14 protein-coding genes and 1 other RNA gene are annotated in these 20,155 nt (G+C 64.9%); 5 read left to right on the top strand and 10 right to left on the bottom strand.

What is annotated here, in order from left to right; genetic code table 11:
- The first annotated feature begins 13 nt into the window (after positions 1 to 13).
- Positions 14 to 928 (top strand): hemolysin family protein, encoded by a 915-nt coding sequence (locus EUV02_RS01420; protein ID WP_135244441.1) that lies wholly within the window; start codon positions 14 to 16, stop codon positions 926 to 928.
- Positions 929 to 1,039: 111 nt separating this feature from the next.
- Here the strand turns inward: EUV02_RS01420 and EUV02_RS01415 are convergent, their stop codons facing one another.
- Positions 1,040 to 4,264 (bottom strand): caspase family protein, encoded by a 3,225-nt coding sequence (locus EUV02_RS01415; RefSeq protein ID WP_135244440.1) that lies wholly within the window; start codon positions 4,262 to 4,264, stop codon positions 1,040 to 1,042.
- 92 nt (positions 4,265 to 4,356) lie between these two features.
- Positions 4,357 to 6,444: a prolyl oligopeptidase family serine peptidase gene (locus tag EUV02_RS01410; RefSeq protein WP_135244439.1), complete on the bottom strand. Its 2,088-nt coding sequence runs from the start codon at positions 6,442 to 6,444 to the stop codon at positions 4,357 to 4,359.
- A gap of 157 nt (positions 6,445 to 6,601) precedes the next feature.
- On the opposite strand from EUV02_RS01410, the gene EUV02_RS01405 reads away from it, so the two are divergent.
- The 3 genes from EUV02_RS01405 to EUV02_RS01395 are packed head-to-tail and all read left to right on the top strand — an operon-like array spanning position 6,602 to position 9,696.
- Entirely contained in the window at positions 6,602 to 7,837 is a 1,236-nt protein-coding gene (locus tag EUV02_RS01405) for a parallel beta-helix domain-containing protein (RefSeq protein WP_207790082.1), read from the top strand.
- A gap of 20 nt (positions 7,838 to 7,857) precedes the next feature.
- Positions 7,858 to 8,931: an SO2930 family diheme c-type cytochrome gene (locus EUV02_RS01400; RefSeq protein ID WP_135244438.1), complete on the top strand. Its 1,074-nt coding sequence runs from the start codon at positions 7,858 to 7,860 to the stop codon at positions 8,929 to 8,931.
- A gap of 54 nt (positions 8,932 to 8,985) precedes the next feature.
- The gene (locus tag EUV02_RS01395) at positions 8,986 to 9,696 is read left to right on the top strand and encodes a CPBP family intramembrane glutamic endopeptidase (protein WP_135244437.1); all 711 of its coding nucleotides are present in this window, start codon (positions 8,986 to 8,988) and stop codon (positions 9,694 to 9,696) included.
- Here the strand turns inward: EUV02_RS01395 and EUV02_RS01390 are convergent.
- The 5 genes from EUV02_RS01390 to fumC form a co-directional block, all read right to left on the bottom strand.
- The gene (locus EUV02_RS01390; RefSeq protein ID WP_207790081.1) at positions 9,693 to 10,811 is read right to left on the bottom strand and encodes a hypothetical protein; all 1,119 of its coding nucleotides are present in this window, start codon (positions 10,809 to 10,811) and stop codon (positions 9,693 to 9,695) included. The two genes, EUV02_RS01395 and EUV02_RS01390, sit on opposite strands and share 4 nt — an antisense overlap.
- A 229-nt stretch (positions 10,812 to 11,040) precedes the next feature.
- A complete protein-coding gene (locus tag EUV02_RS01385) occupies positions 11,041 to 12,348 on the bottom strand; it encodes an acyl-CoA dehydrogenase family protein (protein ID WP_135244435.1) in 1,308 nt (435 codons plus the stop codon).
- Between the two features lie 73 nt (positions 12,349 to 12,421).
- Positions 12,422 to 13,084 (bottom strand): guanylate kinase, encoded by a 663-nt coding sequence (gene gmk, locus EUV02_RS01380; RefSeq protein ID WP_135244434.1) that lies wholly within the window; start codon positions 13,082 to 13,084, stop codon positions 12,422 to 12,424.
- Between the two features lie 154 nt (positions 13,085 to 13,238).
- Positions 13,239 to 14,945 (bottom strand): serine hydrolase domain-containing protein, encoded by a 1,707-nt coding sequence (locus EUV02_RS01375; protein WP_166430452.1) that lies wholly within the window; start codon positions 14,943 to 14,945, stop codon positions 13,239 to 13,241.
- Positions 14,946 to 15,051: 106 nt separating this feature from the next.
- Positions 15,052 to 16,434 carry a class II fumarate hydratase gene (gene fumC, locus EUV02_RS01370; RefSeq protein ID WP_135244432.1) on the bottom strand — a complete coding sequence of 461 codons (1,383 nt, stop codon included), beginning with the start codon at positions 16,432 to 16,434 and terminating at the stop codon, positions 15,052 to 15,054.
- A gap of 142 nt (positions 16,435 to 16,576) precedes the next feature.
- On the opposite strand from fumC, the gene EUV02_RS01365 reads away from it, so the two are divergent.
- Positions 16,577 to 17,668 (top strand): Zn-dependent alcohol dehydrogenase, encoded by a 1,092-nt coding sequence (locus EUV02_RS01365; RefSeq protein WP_135244431.1) that lies wholly within the window; start codon positions 16,577 to 16,579, stop codon positions 17,666 to 17,668.
- 105 nt (positions 17,669 to 17,773) lie between these two features.
- On the opposite strand, the gene EUV02_RS01360 is transcribed toward EUV02_RS01365, so the two are convergent.
- From EUV02_RS01360 to EUV02_RS01350, 3 genes are all read right to left on the bottom strand, one after another.
- Complete coding sequence (locus tag EUV02_RS01360; RefSeq protein ID WP_135244430.1) at positions 17,774 to 18,241, bottom strand: SspB family protein; 468 nt, start codon at positions 18,239 to 18,241, stop codon at positions 17,774 to 17,776.
- 231 nt (positions 18,242 to 18,472) lie between these two features.
- Positions 18,473 to 18,820: a transfer-messenger RNA gene (gene ssrA / locus EUV02_RS01355) on the bottom strand.
- A 32-nt stretch (positions 18,821 to 18,852) separates the two neighbouring features.
- On the bottom strand, positions 18,853 to 20,148 hold the full coding sequence (locus EUV02_RS01350) for a glycosyltransferase family 4 protein (RefSeq protein ID WP_207790122.1): 1,296 nt from the start codon (positions 20,146 to 20,148) through the stop codon (positions 18,853 to 18,855).
- Positions 20,149 to 20,155 lie beyond the last annotated feature (7 nt).

Below are 20,155 nucleotides of genomic sequence, written 5' to 3'. Positions count from 1 at the left end.
ACGGACGGCTGACATGGCGGACCCCCAAAGTAGCAGCGAATCCGGCGATTTAGGCAGCCGTATCTGGCGCGGCATCCGCGATTTGCTCAGCGGCGCCGGCGCCGAACCCAGCCTGCGCGCCAGCCTCGAAGAAGCCATCGACGAGCATGTCGGCGAGCCCGACGACCGCGACGACCTGTCGGCGGTCGAGCGCACGATGCTCAAGAACCTGCTGCATTTCGGCGAACATGATGTCGATGACGTCGCGGTGCCGCGCGCCGACATCGTGGCGTTCGACATCGATGACAGCTTCGCCGAGCTCGTCGCGCTGTTCCGCGAAGCCGGCCACAGCCGCATGCCGGTATTCCGCGACAGCCTCGATCACGTCGTCGGGATGATCCACGTCAAGGACGTTTATCAAGTCATTGCCGAAACCTTCGACGACAATGTTTCGAGCGCGCCGTTCGCCGACTTCAAGGTCGAAACGCTGCTGCGACCGGTGCTTTATGTCCCTTCATCGATGCGCGTGCTCGACCTGCTGGCGCGGATGCGCGCCGGACGCACCCACATGGCGATCGTCGTCGATGAATTCGGCGGCACCGACGGCCTCGTCACCATCGAGGATCTCGTCGAGGAAATCGTCGGCGATATCGAGGATGAGCACGACGACACCCACGCGCAGTTGCTCCAGGAAATCGGCGGCGGCATCTATGAAGCCGATGCGCGGCTTGACCTGACCGAACTCGCCGAAACCACCGGCCACAACTTCGCCAACGACGACATCGGCGAGGATGTCGATACGCTCGGCGGCATGGTGTTCATGCTCGCGGGCCGCGTGCCGGCCGTCGGCGAAACCATCCCCCACCCCGACGGCTGGCGCTTCGAAGTCATCGACGGCGACCCGCGCATGGTGCGCCGCGTGCGGCTGTATCCGCCGGTGGCGGGGTAGGTTCAAGAGCCTCCGGCGGGCAGGCCAGAGGCCTGCACCCTTTTGAAGAGCGCATAACAATCGGGTGCAAGGCCTAAGGCCCTGCCCGCCGGAGGCTCTTAGCCGTCCGCGTTAGCCATCCCACGCGACAGTGGTCAGCGCCTTCTGGCCATTAGCTGAAACAAAATAGTTGAGGTGGTGGCAGGCGATGTTGGTGCGCACCGGCACCGTCGCGCGGCCGGTGCCGACGCCGAGGATGCTTTCGACGCCGACGGCGATGTCGTTGGGCTTTTGCGCGAACAGCATTTCGAACACGTCGTTCTGGCCGACCTTGGCGATCATCTTGGCGAAGAACGCGTCGGAGGGTTCCTGATATTCGTCCACATTGCCCGCGAGGATGGTGTAGCGGATGCCGGGGTCTTCGCTCTTATTGAGCGTCTTGATGAAGTCGCTGTCGGGGTTCATCTGTTCGAGCGCCGGGGTGACCTTGGCCGAGCGGTTGAGCGCCAGCATCAGCACGCTGGCGACCGGCACGACCGTCGGGATATAGTTCATCGCCAGCCCCGTCAGCACCTTGGCGATCTTGCGGGCGCCATCGATGCGGCCGAACGGCGAGCCATTGTTGGGGGTGCCGCACATGACGAGGTGATCAACGGCATGCTTACCGCCTTCGCGTTCGATGAACCAGCGCGACACCAGCCCGCCCATCGAATGCACCAGCATTGTCAGCGACTTGCCGTCATTGGCATCGATACCGACTTGCGCCATTTGCGCCTGCAATGACCGCGCCGTGTCGGCGATCAGCGTGTTGAGGCTTTCATAGTCATAGGTCAGCACGAGGTCGAACTTGTCGGCGACGCCGCATTCCTTGACGCCCGCCGCCATGCCTTCGGTGTCGCCGATGATGCCGTGGACGAGCAGCAGGATGTTCTTCGCCGCCGCGACGTGCTTGTCGTCTTTTTCGGTGGCGCAATAGGCGAAGCTGCCGTCCTCCAGATATTCGACACGGCGCAGCAGATTGACGTTGCCGGCCTTGAGATAGGTCTTGAAGAAATACATCTTGATCGCGCCGGTGAGGCTGCGCGTGCTGATCGCCGCTGCCGGCAGTTCGCTGATGCTGATCTGCGTCTTGCCGGCGTCGTCCTTGTACGCGTCGCCGGCGAACAACACGTGCTCACCGTCGAACACCACCGGCAGGATGGCCTCGTTGTCGGCGAGCGGGATATCGACTTCGATCTTGAGCGGGTCGGTCTTGAGTGCGGCGGTGTTGGTGATGCCAGTGAGTTCGAGGACGTTTTCGCCCTCGCCGCGCGTGTTGGCGAAATTGACCAGGTCGAGCCCCTGGCGTTCAAGCGCTCGGTAGAAATCGGGCGCCGCGCCGAGCCCCCGGGTCGGCGGTGTCGCGGCACTCAGCGCAATGCTCGCGGTGACCGACGGATGGCCCTTGATGGTAATCCGGCCCTTGGCGACGCTGACATCGCCGGTGCCGGTGGTGGCCATGCGGCGCACCACACGGACGCGGCAGCCGCGGGTGAACCATTCGTTGCTGTAGGTCTTGACCGGCAGCACGCTGCCGATGCCGCGCGTTTGCGCCATTTTGAGCGGTTCCATCGCCAGCAGGAAGTCATCGACCTGCTCGGTGCTGACGAACAGTTTAAAATTCTCGATCGAGGAGTTCTGCGTCGGTTCGAGCGTGAAGCCGATGGAGTCGCCGCCCCACATCGTCACCGGCACGCCGTCCTCGCCGATCGGCTCGTTGCGCAGGATGCTGACGCCGAAGTCGGGCGAATAATAGGCAAGCACCGCGTGCAGCAGCTGGTTGGTGCGGTTGGTGACGGTCAGCTTGCCGAGCGGCAGCTGCTCGCCACCGACTTCGATGGTGAATTCGCGGGCCGCGCTTGCGGGTGCCTTGCCATCGTCGAGCTGCGGGCTGTGGAAATCGAAATCGACCAGCGACGTTTCCATTTGCGTCGTCGGATTGGCGAGCGCGAGGCTGCGTTCCCACGCCGCGACATGGCGCAGCGCCGGCAGCAATGCGGCCGCGGCGTCAGCGGGTTTTGCATCGTCAAACCGCGCAGATGCGACAACAATGCCGGTGGCGCGCTGGACCAGTTGCAGCTGGCCGCCGCTGACGCCGAGCGCATAGTCAGTTACAGCTGCAGGTGCGGCGAGCGCCAGCGGTGACGCCGATTCAGTCGCGAACGACGTTTGGAGCGCGGCGCGCAACGCATCATCGCCGTCGAACGCCAGCAGCAGCGGTGCCACCGGCAGGCTGGTGATTTCGGCGCGGTAGCGCGTGGCTTCATCGCTGGCGAAATCGAGCTTGATCAGGCTCTTCTGCGGTCCGATCTGCACCGCGACCGCGCCGCCGGCACGCGTGCCCTGCGCGTCTTCGGGGAACAGCGCCAAGGTCACCGGCTTGCCGGGGTCGGTCGGCAGGCCGTGGATTGCGCCGCAATCGAGCGTCCAGCCATCCGCCGCGTGATAGACACTGTAGCGCGCGGCCGCCGAGCGCGAGGTGCGGCCGAGGAAACCCGATTGCGCGTCGAAACTGCCGACGGCTTCGAACTGCGGGTTCTGATTGTCGGCGCGGCTGCGGACCGCGGCACGGCAGCGCACGAACAGGTCGGCATAGCTCAAATCGCCGCGCGACTTGCCCAGCACCTCGCACAGCGTCGTGGTGAAGACGCCGGCGTGGTTGCCTACGTCCTGCGTTTCCTGCGCTTCCTGGTTGCGCTCGCACGCGGCGAGCAGAATGTGCGGCGTGGCCGGGATGGTCAGCGGCTGCCCCTGCGCCTTGAGCTTGGCATAGTAGCCGTCGATGTAGGTTTCGAGCGGGCGGTCGGCGGTGACTTCATAGGTGGCGCGGGTACGGGCGCCCATGATCTTGTCGGCGCTGCGCGTGCCCGAACCCGAATGGCAGCAATCGAGGATGATCGAAATGTGCGGCGCGTGCGTGCCCAGCTCGGCGATCAGCACAGCAAGTTCCTTGTCGGCGAGGTCGCGGCCGCCGGGCATGCGGCTGTCGATGCAGACCAGCCCCTCGTCCTTGCCGACGGGGAAGTATTCGGCGAAGTCGGGCGCGGAAAGCGAGCGTGCGCCATGGCCGCAGTAATGGAACACCGCGACGTCACCCTTGCGCGCCTTGCCGAGATGCTTGCGGAAGCCGTCGATGACCGCCGCGCGCGTCGCTGCGGCATCGGTCAGCACCAGCACATCAAGGTCTTCGGCCGCGACATTGGCCTTCAGCCAACCGTGGAAGTTCTCGACATCGGTGACGCAGCCTTGCAGCTTGGCGACTCTGGTTTCGGTCGGATAGTCATTGATACCGACCAGCAGCGCATAGGTCTTCGGCATGTGTGAAAGTCCCCCTGAAAATCCACCATAGATTGCCTATAGTGCGCTGCGGCTTCGCCAAATCTGCATAGATAATTCCAATCGCTTTGCCGCTAGTGGGCCGCGGGCAACTGGCGCTGCAGATAGGCGAAGATCAGTGCCGCACGTTGCGCATCCTCGATACGGTCGGCGCCGGCGGCATGGCCGCCTTCCAACGCCTCGCTGTAGAAGAACGGGTCGCCGAACTCGGCGAGTTTCGCCGCGAACTTGCGCGCATGGCCGGGGTGGACGCGGTCATCCTTGGTCGAGGTGTAGATGTACGGCGCCGGATATTTCACGCCGCGTTTGAGGTTCTGGTACGGCGAATAGGCGCTGATGAATGCCCAGTCGGCGGGGACATCGGGGTCGCCATATTCGCCCATCCACGACGCACCAGCGAGTAGGTGCGAATAACGCTGCATGTCGATCAGCGGCGAGCCCATGACGACCGCGCCGTAAAGATCCGGGCGCTGCTCCATCGCGACGCCGACGAGCAAGCCGCCGTTCGAGCGCCCCGAAATCGCGATGTGGCCTTTGGCACTGACGCCGGTGGCGACCAGATCCTCGGCGACGGCGTGCAGGTCGTCAAAGACGTTCTGGCGCTTTTCGCGCAGGCCCGCCTTGTGCCACGCCGGGCCATATTCGCTGCCGCCGCGGATGTTCGCCAGCACATAGGCGTTGCCCGCCTCGACCCAGAACAGCGCCACCGGCCCGGCGCGATAGGGTTGTTCCACAAGGTAGGTTGGCGTCTGCGCGGCGCGGAAGCCGCCATAGGCGTGCACCAGCGCTGGCACCGGACCGGTCGAGCCCTTCTTGCGCACCAGGAAATAGGGGACGCGCGTTCCGTCCTTCGATTTGGCGAAACGCTGTTCGACCTGCATCGTGCTCGCATCGAAGCGGGCCGGCAGTTGCTGGACAAGCTGCGGCGTTGTCGCGGGCGTCACCGCGTACAGCGTCGGCGGCAGTAGCAGCCCTTCGACCGTCGCGAACGCCAGCGGCGACGTGCCGCCGACGGCATCAAGATGTACGGTAGCGTTTGCAGCGAGTGGCACCGGGGTCTGCGCCCATGTGCCGTCGCCGCCGCGACGCAGCGCCAGCAGCTTGCCCGACACATCGTCGAGCAGCTTGACCCAGAGCACCGACGCGCCGCCCGACACCTGTTCGACCGACTGGCTGGCGGCCGGCACGAACACCGGCGCAATCGGCGCGGGTTTGCCGGCAAGCAGCGCCGCGACGTCATAATCGACCAGCGCCCCCGCAGGGATGGCGCCGAGCGGCGTGATCAGCTTGGCGATCATCCGGCCATCGACGATATCCTCGATTTCGGCGTCGATGGGCAGCGGGCTGCGCACCAGCTTGCCGTTCGGCGCGATATGGCTGACTTCGGTGTGGTAGAAATCGAGCCTGCGCACGACCAGCGGCCATTGCTTGTCGCCGTCGACGATGACGTTGGCGGCGACGCCCACATCGGTCGGCTTGCCCTGCGCCACCAGCGTTGCGGTCGATAGTGGCAACCCGCGCGTCCATCGCTTGACGATGCGCGGATAGCCCGACGTGGTCAGGCTGTCCTTGCCGAAGTCGGTGGCGACATAGAGCGCATCATTGCCGGCCCAGGCGACATTGGCCTTGGCGGCGGGCAGCGCGAAACCGCCATCGACGAAATGTCCGTGCACGACATCGAACTCGCGCCAAACATGCGCGTCGGTACCGCCGTCGGCGAGCGCGACCATGCAGCGGTCATACGCCGGCGCACGGCACACTGCGCCCTCCCAAACCCAGCTCTTGTGCTCGGCCTTGCCGAGCGCGTCGACATCGATCAGCACGCGCCATGCCGGCGTCCCCGCCTTGAAGCTGTCGAGCGAGGCAGTGCGCCACAGGCCGCGTGGGTTGGCGGCGTCGCGCCAGATGTTGAGCACCTGCCCGCCCTGCACGGCGTCGGGTGTCGCGATGCGCTTGTCGTCCTCGAGTAGCGCCCGCGCCCGTGTCCGGTTGGCGTCGAACCCCGGCGTTGCGGTCAGCACCTTCAGCGTTTCGGCGTTCCATGCCTTGACCTGCGCAATCGCCGCCGGGCCTTCGACTTCCTCCAGATAAGCATTGGGGTCAGCAGCTTGCGCAGCACTGGCAATCAACGGCGCGGCGGCAAGAGCGAGCAGGATGCGCATCGGAACTCCGGGGATTGGCGGCAATGCGCCAGCGTATCGGGTTGGCGCGCAATTGAAAACCCGTCAGGGCGGCGCTTCGCCACTTGCCAGCGCGGCGCGTCCTGTGGTCAAAACGCTGCAAGGGGCGGCGCGGCATGGCGTTGCAGGGGAGAATGACATGGCGGGATTGAAGACGTGGGCAACGCTGTCCGCTATCAGCGCGCTGGCGCTGGTCGCAGCATGCAACAAGCCGGGTGCGAGCAGTGACACCGCGACCAAGGAAATCGAAACCAAGCTGCAGCAGCAGTTGCTCGACGCCAAGCCCGGCGATGTTATCGACATCCCGGCCGGCACCTTCCATTTCGACCGTAGCCTCAGCCTCGATGTCGACGGCGTGACGATCAAGGGCGCGGGGATGGACAAGACCATCCTGTCGTTCAAGGGCCAGAAGGCCGGCGCCGAAGGGCTGCTGGTCAATGCGTCGAACTTCACCATCCAGGACCTCGCCATCGAAGACAGCAAGGGTGACGCGCTCAAAGTCAATGAAGGCGAGAATGTCATCATTCGCCGCGTCCGCACCGAATGGACGGGTGGCCCAAGCACGTCGAACGGCGCCTATGGCCTGTATCCGGTGCAGATCAAGAACGTGCTGATCGAAGACAGCGTCGCCATCGCGGCCGCCGATGCCGGCATCTATGTCGGCCAGTCCGAAAACATCGTCGTGCGCCGCAACAAGGCGTCGAAGAATGTCGCGGGTATCGAAATCGAAAACAGCCAGCACGCCGATGTTTACGATAACATTGCCGAGGGCAACACCGGCGGCATTTTGGTATTCAACATGCCCCAGCTCACCAAGGTCGGCCAGGGTACGCGCGTTTTCCGCAACAAGGTCATTGCCAACAACGAGCCCAATTTCGGCGCCAAGGGCAGCGCGGTCGGCAATGTTCCCGCCGGCTCGGGCGTCGTCATCAACGCCAATGACGATGTCGAGATTTTCGACAATGACATCACCGGCAACGACACATCGGCGGTCATCGTGTCGAGCGGGTTCTCGTCGGGCTTCAACGACAAATACCCGCACGCCGCGACCTTCGATCCCTACCCCGAAGGCATCTACGTCCACGGCAACCGCATGTCGGGCAACGGCAATTCGCCTGACGGCGTCCAGCTCAAAGCGCTGCGGCTGGCGGTCGTCGGTCTGACCGGTCCGCTGCCCGAAATCCTGTGGGACGGCTTCCGCAATCCCAAGGCGACTGTGCCGGTGCTGTGCACCGACGGCGTGCCGGTGCTCAATGCCGATATGCCGAACAAATCGAAGAACCCGCGCATCGATACCAAGTCGTTCGTCTGCACACTGCCGGCATTGCCCGCCGTCGCGCTGACCGGCATTCTGGTGGATGCTCCCAAGCCGTGAGGTTGCTCGCGTTCGTGTTGATGTTGCTGCTCGCAGCCTGCGGCAGCGATGAAGGCGTCGAATTCCACCCCGAAGACAACCCGCAGAAGCTTAGCGACTGGGGCATATTGCAGATGTCGGGCGACCGCGTCCGCCCGGCGCCCGACAGCTTCGCCTATACGCTGCAAACGCCGCTGTTCAGCGACTATGCCGGCAAGCTGCGCACGGTTTGGATCCCCAAGGGCAAGCGGGCAACCTACACGACGTCGGGGCCGCTCGATTTCCCCGTCGGCACCATCGTCAGCAAGACCTTCTTCTACCGCAAATCGGCCAGCGGCCTAGGCCGCGGCGACCGCTACTTCACCCCGGCTTCGGCGGCCGAACTCGACCTGCGCGGCGTTCGCATCATGGAAACGCGGCTGCTGGTGCGACGTGAAGCCGGCTGGGTCGGTCTGCCCTATGTGTGGAACGCCGAGCAGACCGAAGCCACGCTGCGGCGCACCGGTGCCATCGAGGACATCACCCTTGACGACATCGCCGCCGAGCCGGTCAAGCTGACCTACCAGGTGCCCAACGCCAACCAGTGCGCGCAGTGCCACGAAGTCAACCACACGACCAAGGTCATGCAGCCGATCGGGCTGACCGCGGCGCACCTTAACCACGTGGGCTTCGGCGGCGCACCGGCACAGTTGCAGCGGCTGGTCAGCCGCCACATGCTCGATCAGGCGCCCGCCGATGCCCCGCGCAGCGTCAACTGGCGCGACACGTCGGCGTCGCTCGATGTCCGTGCGCGGTCGTACCTCGATATCAACTGCGCGCACTGCCACAACAGCAAGGGCGCCGCCGACACCACGGGGCTGTCGCTTGAGCCCGGCGTCACCGATGCCGCACTGTGGGGCGTGTGCAAGACCCCCGTCGCGGCCGGGCAAGGCAGCGGTGACCGTATCTATGACGTCGTGCCGGGCAAGCCCGATGCGTCGATCTTGCTCTACCGGATGGAATCGGCCGACCCCGCCAAGATGATGCCCGAACTCGGCCGCTCGGTCGCCGACCGCGAGGGCGTCGCGCTGATCCGCCAATGGATCCGCGAAATGCCGGGGGCATGCGCTGGCTAACATAGAAAGGGAGCAGCCGTGAAGCTTGAAGGTGGAACCTTGCGGCCTGCCATAATGGCTGCGACCGGCTATATCGCGATCATGGCGGTGGGCATGTTCACCACCGGCCATGTATTCAACATCACGTACGGCGACCCGAACATGGTCCGGGTGCTGGTATTTTTCGAAGTGGCGATGAGCCTGTTCGCCATCTTCATGGCGCGGCGCATTTTCGGGCGTTGGGATTGCGGTTACGGCCTGATCGACTGGCGCGGCGCGCTGTGGATGCTGCCCAATTTCGCGCTCGCGGCCGCGTTGTTCTACGCCGCGTTCAGCACCGGCAACCCGCAGCTTTCAGGGTTTGTGCTGCTGATCGTCGCGACGATGGTGCTGGTCGGCTTTTCGGAAGAGTTGGTGTTTCGCGGCATCCTGCTGCAGGGCGCATTGCGCGATGTCAGCCTGGGCAAGGCCATCCTGATTTCATCAGTCGGCTTTTCGCTGCTGCACTCAGTCAATACGCTGGCGGGCGTCCCCATTGACAGCATGTTCGAACAGCTCGGCCTGACTTTCATCTTCGGCTTGGCAATGGCGTGCTACGCGCTGCGCGCCAACAGCCTGGTGCCGGTGATGATTTTCCACATGCTGTGGGACGCGGTGCAGTTCCTGGGCGGCGTCTTCGGCAGCGATTTCGGCCCGTTGATCAACATCGGCATCGTACTCAACGCGGTGGTGGCGCTGGTGCTTTGGGTCGTCGATTTGCGCAAACGGCGGTTTGACGCGGCCTAGAAGGTGTATTCAACCCCGAAGCTGAGACCCTGGAACAGCGTCGACGCGCCCGTATCGACGCCGGTCGCGGTGACCGTAGTGGGCGTCGTGCTCATTTGCGCGATCTGCGTCGGCGCCAGCGCGACGCCGTTTAGCCATAGAATGTCGTAGCCGAGTTTGAACGCGACGGCGTCAGTGACGCCAAACCGCGCGACCAGACCGCCCTCGCCGACGAAGCTCGTGGTGTTGACGGCGGCGCTGGCGGGGTTGAGCTGTTTGCGGATACTGACCAGCGCGGCTTGTTCGGCGTGGTTGGCGTAGACGCCGGCCTTGGCCAGTGCCTCGACCGAGAAGCGGGCATGCTGCCAGACCGTTGCGCGCGCGCCGATCTGGACGCCGTAGAGGCTGTTACCTGTATCGGTCGTCCAGAATGGCGGGTTGGCGACTGGCGTGCTGCCGGCCATAGGCTTCGCGTCGGCGAGCGTCGCCGGCATGACCGTGGTTTTCCAGTCGGGCTCGCCGATGTCGATGGGGGTCAGCGTGCCCTGCAGCGTGTCGTTCAATTGCAGCCAACGCAGCCCGGCGAACAGCGTGACGCGTGGCGACACATCACGCCGGACGTTGGCCTCAAGGCTGTGCAGCCCGGAATCAGCGCGCCACGCCATCGACTGATAGGCGAAGTCCTGCGTCTGCCAGAAGCTGCCCGGTGCCTTCATCACCAACCATTGCCCGGGGTTTTCGGGGCCGCGCGTGCGCGTGGCACCCAGCCCGACCACCGAGAAATAGCTGAGTTCGGCACTCCAGCCCGATGCGCCACGATACGTCACGCCCAGTTTCGGTCCGGGCGCCAACCGCTGGCCGAGCTGGTTACTGGCGAGCGCAACGGCACCGGGATAGTTCGTCGTGTTGAGGCCGGAAGGCGTCCACCAATAGACATCGCCGGGCACGAACGCGACGAGCGGCTGGTTGCCGGTGCCGACGCGGCCGAGCAGGACGGCTTCGGCGGAAATCGTCCAGCGTGGCGGCGATTTTGCATTGGTCTCCGACGCGCTGGATGCCGTCGCAGTGGCTGCAGCCCAGATGACCAACGCGGCGATTGTGCGGCCGGGTGCGATCACTGATGGACGACGACTCACTGGATTCACCGACCTTTGCGCCATCACGAGTTGGCAGTCTGTAGCACAGCGCGTGGCAGCCGGAATTAAGGGGAAATACGCGGGCGGCAGGTCACCCTCACCCTGGCGCGCGGGTCGCACTCTCCCGTCAAGGGAGAGGGAAAAAGGAAGGGCCGGCGTCCCTTGTGGAATGCCGGCCCAAATCAATCGGGTGCAGGGGCAAGCCCCTGCCCGCCGGAGGCCCTACCCCCTAGTTGCGCCAAACCACCGCCGGCGTAATGTCATCGGCCGGGCTGTTTTCATAGCGGCGTACTTCGTTGCGGCCGACGACCATGTGGTGGACTTCATCGGGACCGTCGGCGAAGCGCAGGTGGCGGACATCGGTGTACATTTCCGACAGCGGCGACCAGTGCGAAATGCCGGTGGCGCCATGGATTTGCATCGCCTGGTCGATGATTTCGCAGACGCGTTCGGGGACCATGGCCTTGACCATCGAGACCCAGATGCGGGCTTCGCGGTTGCCGAGCACGTCCATTGCCTTGGCGGCCTTCAAAACCATCAGGCGCATCGCTTCGATGTCGATACGGGCGCGCGAGATGATTTCGAGGTTGCCGCCGAGATAGGCGATCTTCTGGCCGAATGCCTTGCGCGACACGCCGCGCTTGAGCATCAGGTCGAGCGCGGCTTCAGCCTTACCGATGGTGCGCATGCAGTGATGGATGCGCCCCGGCCCGAGGCGGACCTGGCTGATTTCGAAGCCGCGGCCTTCGCCGAGCAGCATGTTCGATGCCGGCACGCGGACGTTGTCGAACTTGATGTGCATGTGACCGCGCGGTGCGTGGTCCTGGCCGAACACGTGCATCGGCCCGAGGATCTTGACGCCGGGCGTGTCGGTGGGGACGAGGATCTGCGACTGCTGCTTGTTGGGCACGGCATCGGGGCTGGTGCGGACCATGGTGATCATGATCTTGCAGCGCGGATCGCCGGCGCCCGAGATATAGTATTTTTCGCCGTTGATGACCCATTCGTCGCCGTCGAGCACGGCGCTGGTGGCGATGTTCTTGGCATCCGACGAGGCGACATCGGGTTCGGTCATCGCATAGGCCGAACGGATTTCGCCGTTCATCAGCGGTTCGAGCCACTTCTTCTTCTGTTCGGGGGTGCCGACGCGTTCGAGCACTTCCATGTTGCCGGTGTCGGGCGCAGCGCAGTTCATGACTTCGGAGGCCATCGGCGCCTTGCCGAGTTCGGCGGCGATATAGGCGTAGTCGAGGTTCTTCAGGCCGACGCCCGATTCGGCGTCAGGCAGGAAGAAGTTCCACAGGCCTTCGGCCTTCGCCTTGTTCTTGGCGACTTCGAGCACTTCGAGCTGGCCCGGCGCGAACTGCCAGCGGTCGTGCGGCACTTCGCCGAGCTTGACCCACTCGGCCTGCATCGGCTCGACGGTTTCCTTGATGAAGCGCTTGACGTGGTCATACAGCGGCGTCGCTGCCTCGCTCATGCGCAGGTCGTTGAGGTCATCGTGCGGGTTGAACCCGAATTCGGAGGCCATGGTCATGCGGTCGTCCTTTCCCAAGTGTCGTGCCAAATGTCTTGAAGCCGTGTTGGTGATCGCGTTGGCGCGATTCGTTTCAGCCCGCGACGCCTAGCATGTCGCGAACGAATGCCGCCAGCCCGAGTTGACGGAAACGCCGCAAGCGCTCCGCCGCGAGGATGGCGCGGATTTCGGCGAGGCACTGCGCGGCGTCGTCATTGACCAGGATATAGTCATATTCGCCCCAGTGGCTGATTTCGGTGGCGGCGCGCGCCATGCGGCCGGCGACGACGTCCTCACTGTCGGTGGCGCGCGACCGCAGCCGGCGCTCAAGTTCGGCCATGTTCGGCGGCAGGATGAAAACACGCACCAAATCACCGCCGGCTTCGGTCTGCTGGAGCTGCTGCGTGCCCTGCCAGTCGATATCGAACAAAACGTCGCGGCCGGCGTGCAGCGTTGCCTCGACCGCGGCGCGCGGCGTGCCGTAGCGGTTGCCGAAAACATGCGCCCATTCGAGCAGCTCGCCGTTCGCCACCATCGCATCGAAGCGCGCGTTGTCGACGAAATGATAGTCGCGGCCATCGATTTCGCCGGCACGCGGCGCCCGCGTCGTGGCCGACACCGACAGCGTGATATGGTCGTCGTCTTCGAGCAGCTTGCGCGACATCGTCGTCTTGCCGGCGCCCGACGGCGACGACAGCACGAACATCAGCCCGCGGCGCTGCGGTTGCGTCAGATTGGGATGGATGAATTCGCTCATGCGCTGCTGTGGCATTTCAGGGGAGCGCGTTCAAGCGCGGGACGATTCAAGGGCCTCCGGCGGGCAGGCCTGAGGCCTGCACCCATTTGAAGAGCGCATAACAATCGGGTGCAGGGCCTCAGGCCCTGCCCGCCGGAGGCTCTTCACTTTGAACTCAAACATCGTTGAATCGCCACATGTCGCCGCCCGAAAAGCTGGCGCGCTGCATGCGACCCGCCAGCGGCGCGTCGAACCACAGGCGTTCGGCAGCCATTTCGGAGTCGGCGAAGCGCCAGCTGCCGTCGGGGCTTTCGCTCAGCGGCCCGGCGCCTTCGGCGACAAGCGTGTCACCGCGTGCCACGACCGAGATGCCGCCGACCCAGGAGTCGCTGCTATAATAACTGCCGGCGCGCGCCGCGAGCTTGGCCGGGACTGGCGGCGTGGCGAGCGGCGCATCGCGGCCGTAAAGCGTGCCGCCCCACCACAGTCGGTCGCGTGTCGTCGAGCCCGCGTCAAAGGCGATTTCGTGCGCGTAGAGCGCCGGGTGATCGGTCAGGAAGTTCGTCGCGCCAATCGGCTTCATGCTGCCATAGACACTGCCGACACGCACCGCGATGCCATCGAAATAGGGCACGATGTCGATCGCGCTGCCGTTCGCGGCGCGGTAGTTGCCGATGTAGTTGATTGGGTCCTCGACCGGCGGCTGGGTACGGACCGCTGGCGTTTCGGGCAGCGGCTTGCCCTCGGCATAGGCGCGCAGCAAGCGGCAGCCGTAGCGGGTGATTTCGCGCGGGCGATAGTTGATGTTGCCGACGTTGCTGCTGGCAAACACACCGCCATCGACCGCCGCATCGAACATCATCGACGAGCTGAAGCTGATCATGCCGCCGGTGTGATGCAGACATTTGTGGTCATCGATATCGATCGTCGCCAGCCCGGCGCCGTAGCGCGCGCCCTTGCCGAAATCGGGTGCATCGACGGTGGCGGTGACAAAGCGCTTGGCGAGCGCATCGGTCATCAGCGCGCCGCCCTTGCCCGCCGCAAGCTGCGCCAGCATGTCGAGGTAGCGCAACATGTCGGCTGGCGTTGCCGCGACCGAGCCCGCCGGAATATCAGCATCGAACCACGGCCCCGCCGTCCACTCGGCGCCGGGGAAATAGACACGGTCGCCCAGCGTCGGCACATAGCCGATGGCATAGCGCGGCCGGTCGCGCGCCACGATCACCGGCTCGGCGTGCGTCATGCCGAGTGGCACCAGCACCAGCTCGCGGCAGGCGGCCGCATAGGTCTTGCCGGTGATCTGCGACACGACGTGGCCGAGCAAATCATAGCCGGTGTTGCTGTACGAAAACCGCGTGCCGGGCGTGAACCCCGTCCACAGCATGTTGCCATTGACGCGCGGGAACAGTGGCGCGTCATGCGCCAGCCCGCTGCTGTGTTCGAGCAACTGTTGCACGGTCACCGGCACCGGCAGCGGCACGCCGGGCAACACTTCCGCCATCGGGGCATCGAGGTTCAGCCGCCCTTGTGCCGCCAGCCGGTACAGACATAGCGCCACCAGCGACTTCGATATCGAGCCGATCTGGAACAGCTGGTCGGGCCGGACCGGCAAGCCGCGTTCGATGTCCGAAAGCCCCAGCGTCATCACCGCGCGCAGCCCCTTCGGCCCGCGCACCGATAGCGTCATCCCCGGCAGCCCCCATGCGTTCATCTCGGTTGCGGCATAGTCGCCGAGCGCCTTGAGCATCGCGCCCGCATCGCCCGCACCCGGCGCCAGCACGTTGATCCGCGCCGCTCCCACTGTCGCTGCGCGACCGGCGCTCGCCAGCGCAACGCTCGCCGCCGCGCCCAGCCCGAGCGCCCACCTGCGATTAATTTGCATGCCGTGTCCCCTGCTTGCCCTGCTTGACATTGCATCGACCCCGGGGAAATCGCCAGCGGGATTTAAGGGCCTCCGGCGGGCAGGCCTGAGGCCTGCACCCGGTTGTTCAGGTCATGGTTTCGGGACGGACCAGCGCGCGGAAGCGGGGTTCGTCGATGAGGCCGAGCGCTAGGGCGGCCTCGAGCAGCGTCAGACCTTTGGCATGCGCGTGACGGGCGATCTTCGACGCTGCGTCATAGCCGATTTCAGGCGTCAGCGCGGTCACCAGCATCAGCGAGCGTTCGACCAGTTCGGCGATGCGGTCGCGGTTGGCGACCAGTCCCTCGACGCAACGCGTCGCGAAACTGTCCATCGCCACACTCAGCAGGTCGATCGAGCGCAGCACATTGGCGCCGATCAGCGGCTTGAACACATTGAGTTCGAACTGGCCTTGCATACCACCAACCGTGACCGCGGCATGGTTGCCGATGACCTGCGCCGCCACCATCGTCAGCATTTCGCTCTGCGTCGGGTTGACCTTGCCGGGCATGATAGAACTGCCGGGCTCGTTTTCGGGCAACGACAGCTCGCCGATGCCGGCGCGCGGCCCGCTGCCGAGCAGGCGGATATCGTTGCCGATCTTGGTCAGCGCCACCGCCAGCGTATTGAGCGTGCTCGACAGATGCACCAGCGGATCGTTGCTCGCCAGCGCCTCGAACTTGTTTTCGGCGGTGAAGAACGGCAGGCCGGTGCGTCGCGCGATCTCAGCAGCAATCGCACCGCCGAACCCCGGCGGCGCGTTGAGCCCGGTGCCGACTGCCGTGCCACCTTGCGCCAGCTGGCACATGCCGTGCATCACCGCGGGTTCGATGCGCGCGCGGCAGCGATACAGCTGGTTGGCATAACCTGAAAACTCCTGCCCCAGCGTCAGCGGCGTTGCGTCCTGCAGGTGTGTGCGGCCGATCTTGACGATGTCGGCCCAGGCTGCCTGCTTGGCCGCCAGCGCGGCGTGCAGCCTGTCGAGCGCCGGCATGAGCCGCTGCGTGGCCATCCGCGCGGCAGCGATGTGCAGCGCGGTGGGGAAGCAATCGTTCGACGATTGCGCCATGTTGACATGGTCGTTGGGGTGCACCGGCGCCTTGCCGCCGCGCTTGCCCGTCAGCGCTTCATTGGCCAGCCCGGCGATGACCTCGTTGACGTTCATGTTGGTTTGCGTGCCCGAACCGGTCTGCCAGATCGTCAGCGGGAACTGGTCGTCATGCGCGCCGGCGGCGACCGCAGCGGCAGCGGCTTCGATGGCATCGGCCAGCCCGGCGTCGAGACCGTGGCTACGATTGACCGCTGCGGCCGCGCCCTTGATGATCGCCAGCGCGTGGATGATTTCGATCGGCATGCGTTCACGCGGCGGAAACGGGAAATTTTCAATGCTGCGCTGCGTCTGCGCGCCCCAATAAGCATCGGCCGGCACCTCGACGGCGCCTAGGCTGTCAGTCTCGGTTCGCGTTGCCATAAATGTCTCCAGTGTCGCCACGGCGGCCAGCATAGCGCATCGCCGCCCGCCCACCCAATGGGGTTGCAATGCTGCACAATCGCGCGGACTATCGCCCCAACGAAACAGGCGCCGCAGCGCCGCACTTGGGAGGTGAACGTCCATGAAGGCAGCAGTATTCCGCGAAATCGGCAAGCCCATGCAGATCGAGGAGGTCGCCGTCGCAGAACCCGGCCCACGCGAGGTGCTGGTGCGCGTCAAGGCGGTCGGGCTGTGCCATTCGGACCTGCACGTCATCGATGGCCACCTGCCCGCCGCACTGCCGATTGTGCTTGGCCATGAAGCCGCCGGCATCGTCGAACGCGTCGGTAGCGCCGTCACCAATGTCAAGCCGGGCGACCATGTCATCGCCAATCTGGTGTTCCACTGCGGCCACTGCCAGCATTGCCTGAGCGGCCACCCCAACCGCTGCATGCCGTCCGAAGCGCGGCGCGGTGCCGGCGAGGCGCCGCGGCTGACGGCGAACGGCCAGCCGCTCGAACAATTCTGCGGCACCGGATCTTTCGCTGAGTACATGCTGGTGCACGACAGCGGCTGCGTGGCGATCCGCCACGACATGCCGTTCGATTGCGCCTGCCTGATCAGCTGCGGCGTCACCACCGGCTTTGGCGCCGCGACGCGCACCGCCAATGTGCATCCCGGCGAAACCGTCGTCGTCATCGGCTGCGGCGGCGTCGGGCTGGCGGCGGTCAACGGCGCGTCAGTAGCAGGCGCACGCCGTGTCATCGCCGTCGACCGCATACCGATGAAGCTTGAAATGGCGAAGAAGTTCGGCGCCACCGACATCATCGATGCCTCGACCTGCGACCCTGTCGAGGCGGTGATGGCGCTGACCGAAAACTGGGGCGTCGACCATGCCATCGAAGCTATCGGCCTGCCGCAGACCGCGCAGCAAGCCTACCGGATGCTGGCGCGCGGCGGCACCGCGACCATCGCCGGTGTCATTTCGCCCGGCGTCAACATCGAAGTCCCCGGCATCACGCTGACCATCGGCGAGCGCGCCATCCAGGGCTCGTACATGGGCAGCGTGCGACCGCCGATCGACATCCCGCGCTACGTCGAGCTCTACATGCAGGGCAAGTTGAAGGTCGAGGAGCTGATCTCGCAGCGCATCCCGCTGTCGCGCATCAACGAGGCGTTCGAGGAACTGGCGCGCGGGTCGGTGGCGCGGTCAGTGATTGTTTTCGATGATTAAAGAGCCTCCGGCGGGCAAGCCTGAGGCCTGCACCCATTTGAAGAGCGCCAAACAATTGGGTGCAGGGCCCGAGGCCCTGCCCGCCGGAGGCCCTTAAACCTGCCGCTATTTCTTTCGAAACGCGTCCATTGTCACGACGTTCGAGCCGGGTTCACCCTGCACGATCGGCGGTGCCGGTTCGGGTTCGGGGGCGACTTCGCCCTCCTTCATGGGGAACTGCAGCGTGAAATCGACCGCCGGGTCGACAAAGCCGGTCACCGCATCGAACGGGATCGACAGCTTGGCCGGCACCTGGTTGAAGCTCAGGCCGATTTCGAAATGCTTGTCGTCGATCTTCAGATCCCAATAGCGGTGCTGGATGACGATGGTCATTTCTTCGGGATAGCGCTCGAGCAGGTGCTTGGGCATCTCGACGCCCGGATAGCGGGTACGGAAAGCGATGTAGAAATGGTGGTTGCCGGGCAGTCCGCCTTCGGCATCGATGCGTTCAAGCACGCGCTGGACGACCGAACGCAGCGCGTCCTGCACGATCTCGTCGTACGGTATCAGGCTGTCGACGGGCGTATCGGTCACGATGTGCGACTCCGGTGAGCTAAGCGCCCTAGGTGACGTGATGCGCCGCCGCGGTCAAGCGGCGCGTTATCACGCCCGTCGCAAGGTGCCGGCCCACACCCCCGGCCCAGCCGCACTTTGCGACAAACTCATGGGTGGCGGGGCCGGGGGTGTGGGCCGGTGCCGCCTACAAGCGGAAGCGCCAACAAAAAAAGTGGGGAGCTTCTGTTGCCCGGTGCTCCCCGTACCGCTGGTTTCCACTTCTGTTGCCCGGCGTGGTCCCTACCGCGCTTTCGGCCAGTGTAACTTAGTCCGTGAGGACCGGGTTACGCTGCGATTGCGAATGCCTCGTTGTCGTTGGCATTTATGGTGTTTTGAACAGTTTAACGGCGTTTTCAGGCCGGGCAAAAGCTCTCGTCTTTCAACACACGTCGATCCTAGTTCGGCCCCAAACCTTCCGGAACAACCAGAAATAATGGTGGAGCCGCCGGGTACCGCCCCCGGGTCCGCTGTGCCTATTTCACGACGCCGTTTATCGCCATAGCAATCCCGAAGGACTGCACGGTCAATATAGGCGCGCAGGGCATGATTTGAAAGGGATGCTTTGGAATGGCCGCAACGGCGGCCACAAATTAGCTGCCGCTGGCGGCGAGTGGCGGCCGGACGGCGGCGACTGGCGGCACCGGCGCGACACGTGCAGCACCGGCACGGCGCGGCAGCAATACCGGCAGCGCGGCGGGTGCCGGTTCGAGCACCGAGCGATAATGTTCAAGCATCGCGCCGTTGATTTCGTCCCAGTCGTAGCGCGAGCTCGCGGCGAGCCCGCTGCCACCGGCGGCAACGCGCGCCAACGGATCGGCGATATAGCCGGCGAGCGCATCGGCAAAGCCGGCAATCGAGCCCGGCGCGATCAGGCGGCCACTGACGCCGTCGTTGACCAGCGAGCTGCTGCCGGTTGAAATTGCGGCAACGACGGGCAGGCCACTTGCCATCGCTTCGAGCGTGACGTTGCCGAAGGTTTCGGTCGTCGAGGGGTTGAACAGCATGTCCATCGACGCATAGGCACGCGCCAGTGCCTCGCCCTCAAGGTGGCCGGTCAGGATGGCGCCCGGGATATGTTCGGTGAGCCAGTCGCGCGCCGGGCCTTCGCCGACCATGACGACACGGTGCTTGACGCCGCGGCGTTCAAGCTCGGCGATTGTGTCGGCAACGACGTCGAGGCCCTTTTCATGGACCAAGCGGCCGACGAACCCAACCACGACTTCGCTATCGGCGATTCCCATTGCGCGGCGCCAGTCGGTATCGCGACGCGACGGCTTGTAGAGGTTGCGGTCGACACCGCGGCTCCAGATCCGCACATGCTCATTCATGCGTTGCGCGCGCAACAGGTCGGCCATGCTTTCCGACGGCGCATAGATGCCGGCGAGGTCGCTGTAGAAGCTGCGCAGCATGTTTTCACCGACGCGTGTCAGCCAGCCGATGCCATAGTAGCGGAAATAGGTTTCAAAGCGCGTATGCACCGAGGCGACGATCGGCACGCCGAGCGACTTGGCAAACTTCTTGGCGCGGTGGCCGAGCAAGTCGGGCGCCGACAGATGCACCAGATCGGGCGCGAATTCGCGCAAATCGCGCTTCAGTGCCGGCGTCAGGCCGAGCCCGACGAGATATTCACCGCGGCCGGGCATGCGGATCGACGGCACCGACACAAGGGTGCCGCTGTGGACGAACGCCGGCGTGTCGCTAGTCGGCGAGTAGACGCGGACGGTGACGCCCTTGCGTTCAAGATACGCCACGAGCCGGTTGAGCGCCTGGTTTGCGCCGTCCTTGACGTAGTTGTAGTTGCCGGAAATCAGCGCAACGCGCAGCCCCTGCCCCGGCGTGGACAGCGGGGCGACAGGGCGCGCGAACTGGGGGTGGCTCAGCTCCATGCTGCCC

The sequence above is a fragment of the Glacieibacterium arshaanense genome, assembly GCF_004681125.1.
Classification (GTDB): domain Bacteria; phylum Pseudomonadota; class Alphaproteobacteria; order Sphingomonadales; family Sphingomonadaceae; genus Polymorphobacter_A; species Polymorphobacter_A arshaanense.
Note: the sequence above shows the minus strand (reverse complement) of the source record. Positions and strands in the feature narration are given on the sequence as shown.

Excerpts from the sequence above, each read along its gene's own strand:
- EUV02_RS01400 (WP_135244438.1), top strand. The coding sequence starts at position 7,858 with ATGTTGCTGCTCGCAGCCTGCGGCAGCGATGAAGGCGTCGAATTCCAC.
- EUV02_RS01420 (WP_135244441.1), top strand. The coding sequence starts at position 14 with ATGGCGGACCCCCAAAGTAGCAGCGAATCCGGCGATTTAGGCAGCCGT.
- EUV02_RS01410 (WP_135244439.1), bottom strand. The coding sequence starts at position 6,444 with ATGCGCATCCTGCTCGCTCTTGCCGCCGCGCCGTTGATTGCCAGTGCT.
- EUV02_RS01375 (WP_166430452.1), bottom strand. The coding sequence starts at position 14,945 with ATGCAAATTAATCGCAGGTGGGCGCTCGGGCTGGGCGCGGCGGCGAGC.
- EUV02_RS01350 (WP_207790122.1), bottom strand. The coding sequence starts at position 20,148 with ATGGAGCTGAGCCACCCCCAGTTCGCGCGCCCTGTCGCCCCGCTGTCC.
- fumC (WP_135244432.1), bottom strand. The coding sequence starts at position 16,434 with ATGGCAACGCGAACCGAGACTGACAGCCTAGGCGCCGTCGAGGTGCCG.
- EUV02_RS01365 (WP_135244431.1), top strand. The coding sequence starts at position 16,577 with ATGAAGGCAGCAGTATTCCGCGAAATCGGCAAGCCCATGCAGATCGAG.
- EUV02_RS01395 (WP_135244437.1), top strand. The coding sequence starts at position 8,986 with ATGGCTGCGACCGGCTATATCGCGATCATGGCGGTGGGCATGTTCACC.
- EUV02_RS01385 (WP_135244435.1), bottom strand. The coding sequence starts at position 12,348 with ATGACCATGGCCTCCGAATTCGGGTTCAACCCGCACGATGACCTCAAC.
- EUV02_RS01405 (WP_207790082.1), top strand. The coding sequence starts at position 6,602 with ATGGCGGGATTGAAGACGTGGGCAACGCTGTCCGCTATCAGCGCGCTG.
- EUV02_RS01415 (WP_135244440.1), bottom strand. The coding sequence starts at position 4,264 with ATGCCGAAGACCTATGCGCTGCTGGTCGGTATCAATGACTATCCGACC.
- gmk (WP_135244434.1), bottom strand. The coding sequence starts at position 13,084 with ATGAGCGAATTCATCCATCCCAATCTGACGCAACCGCAGCGCCGCGGG.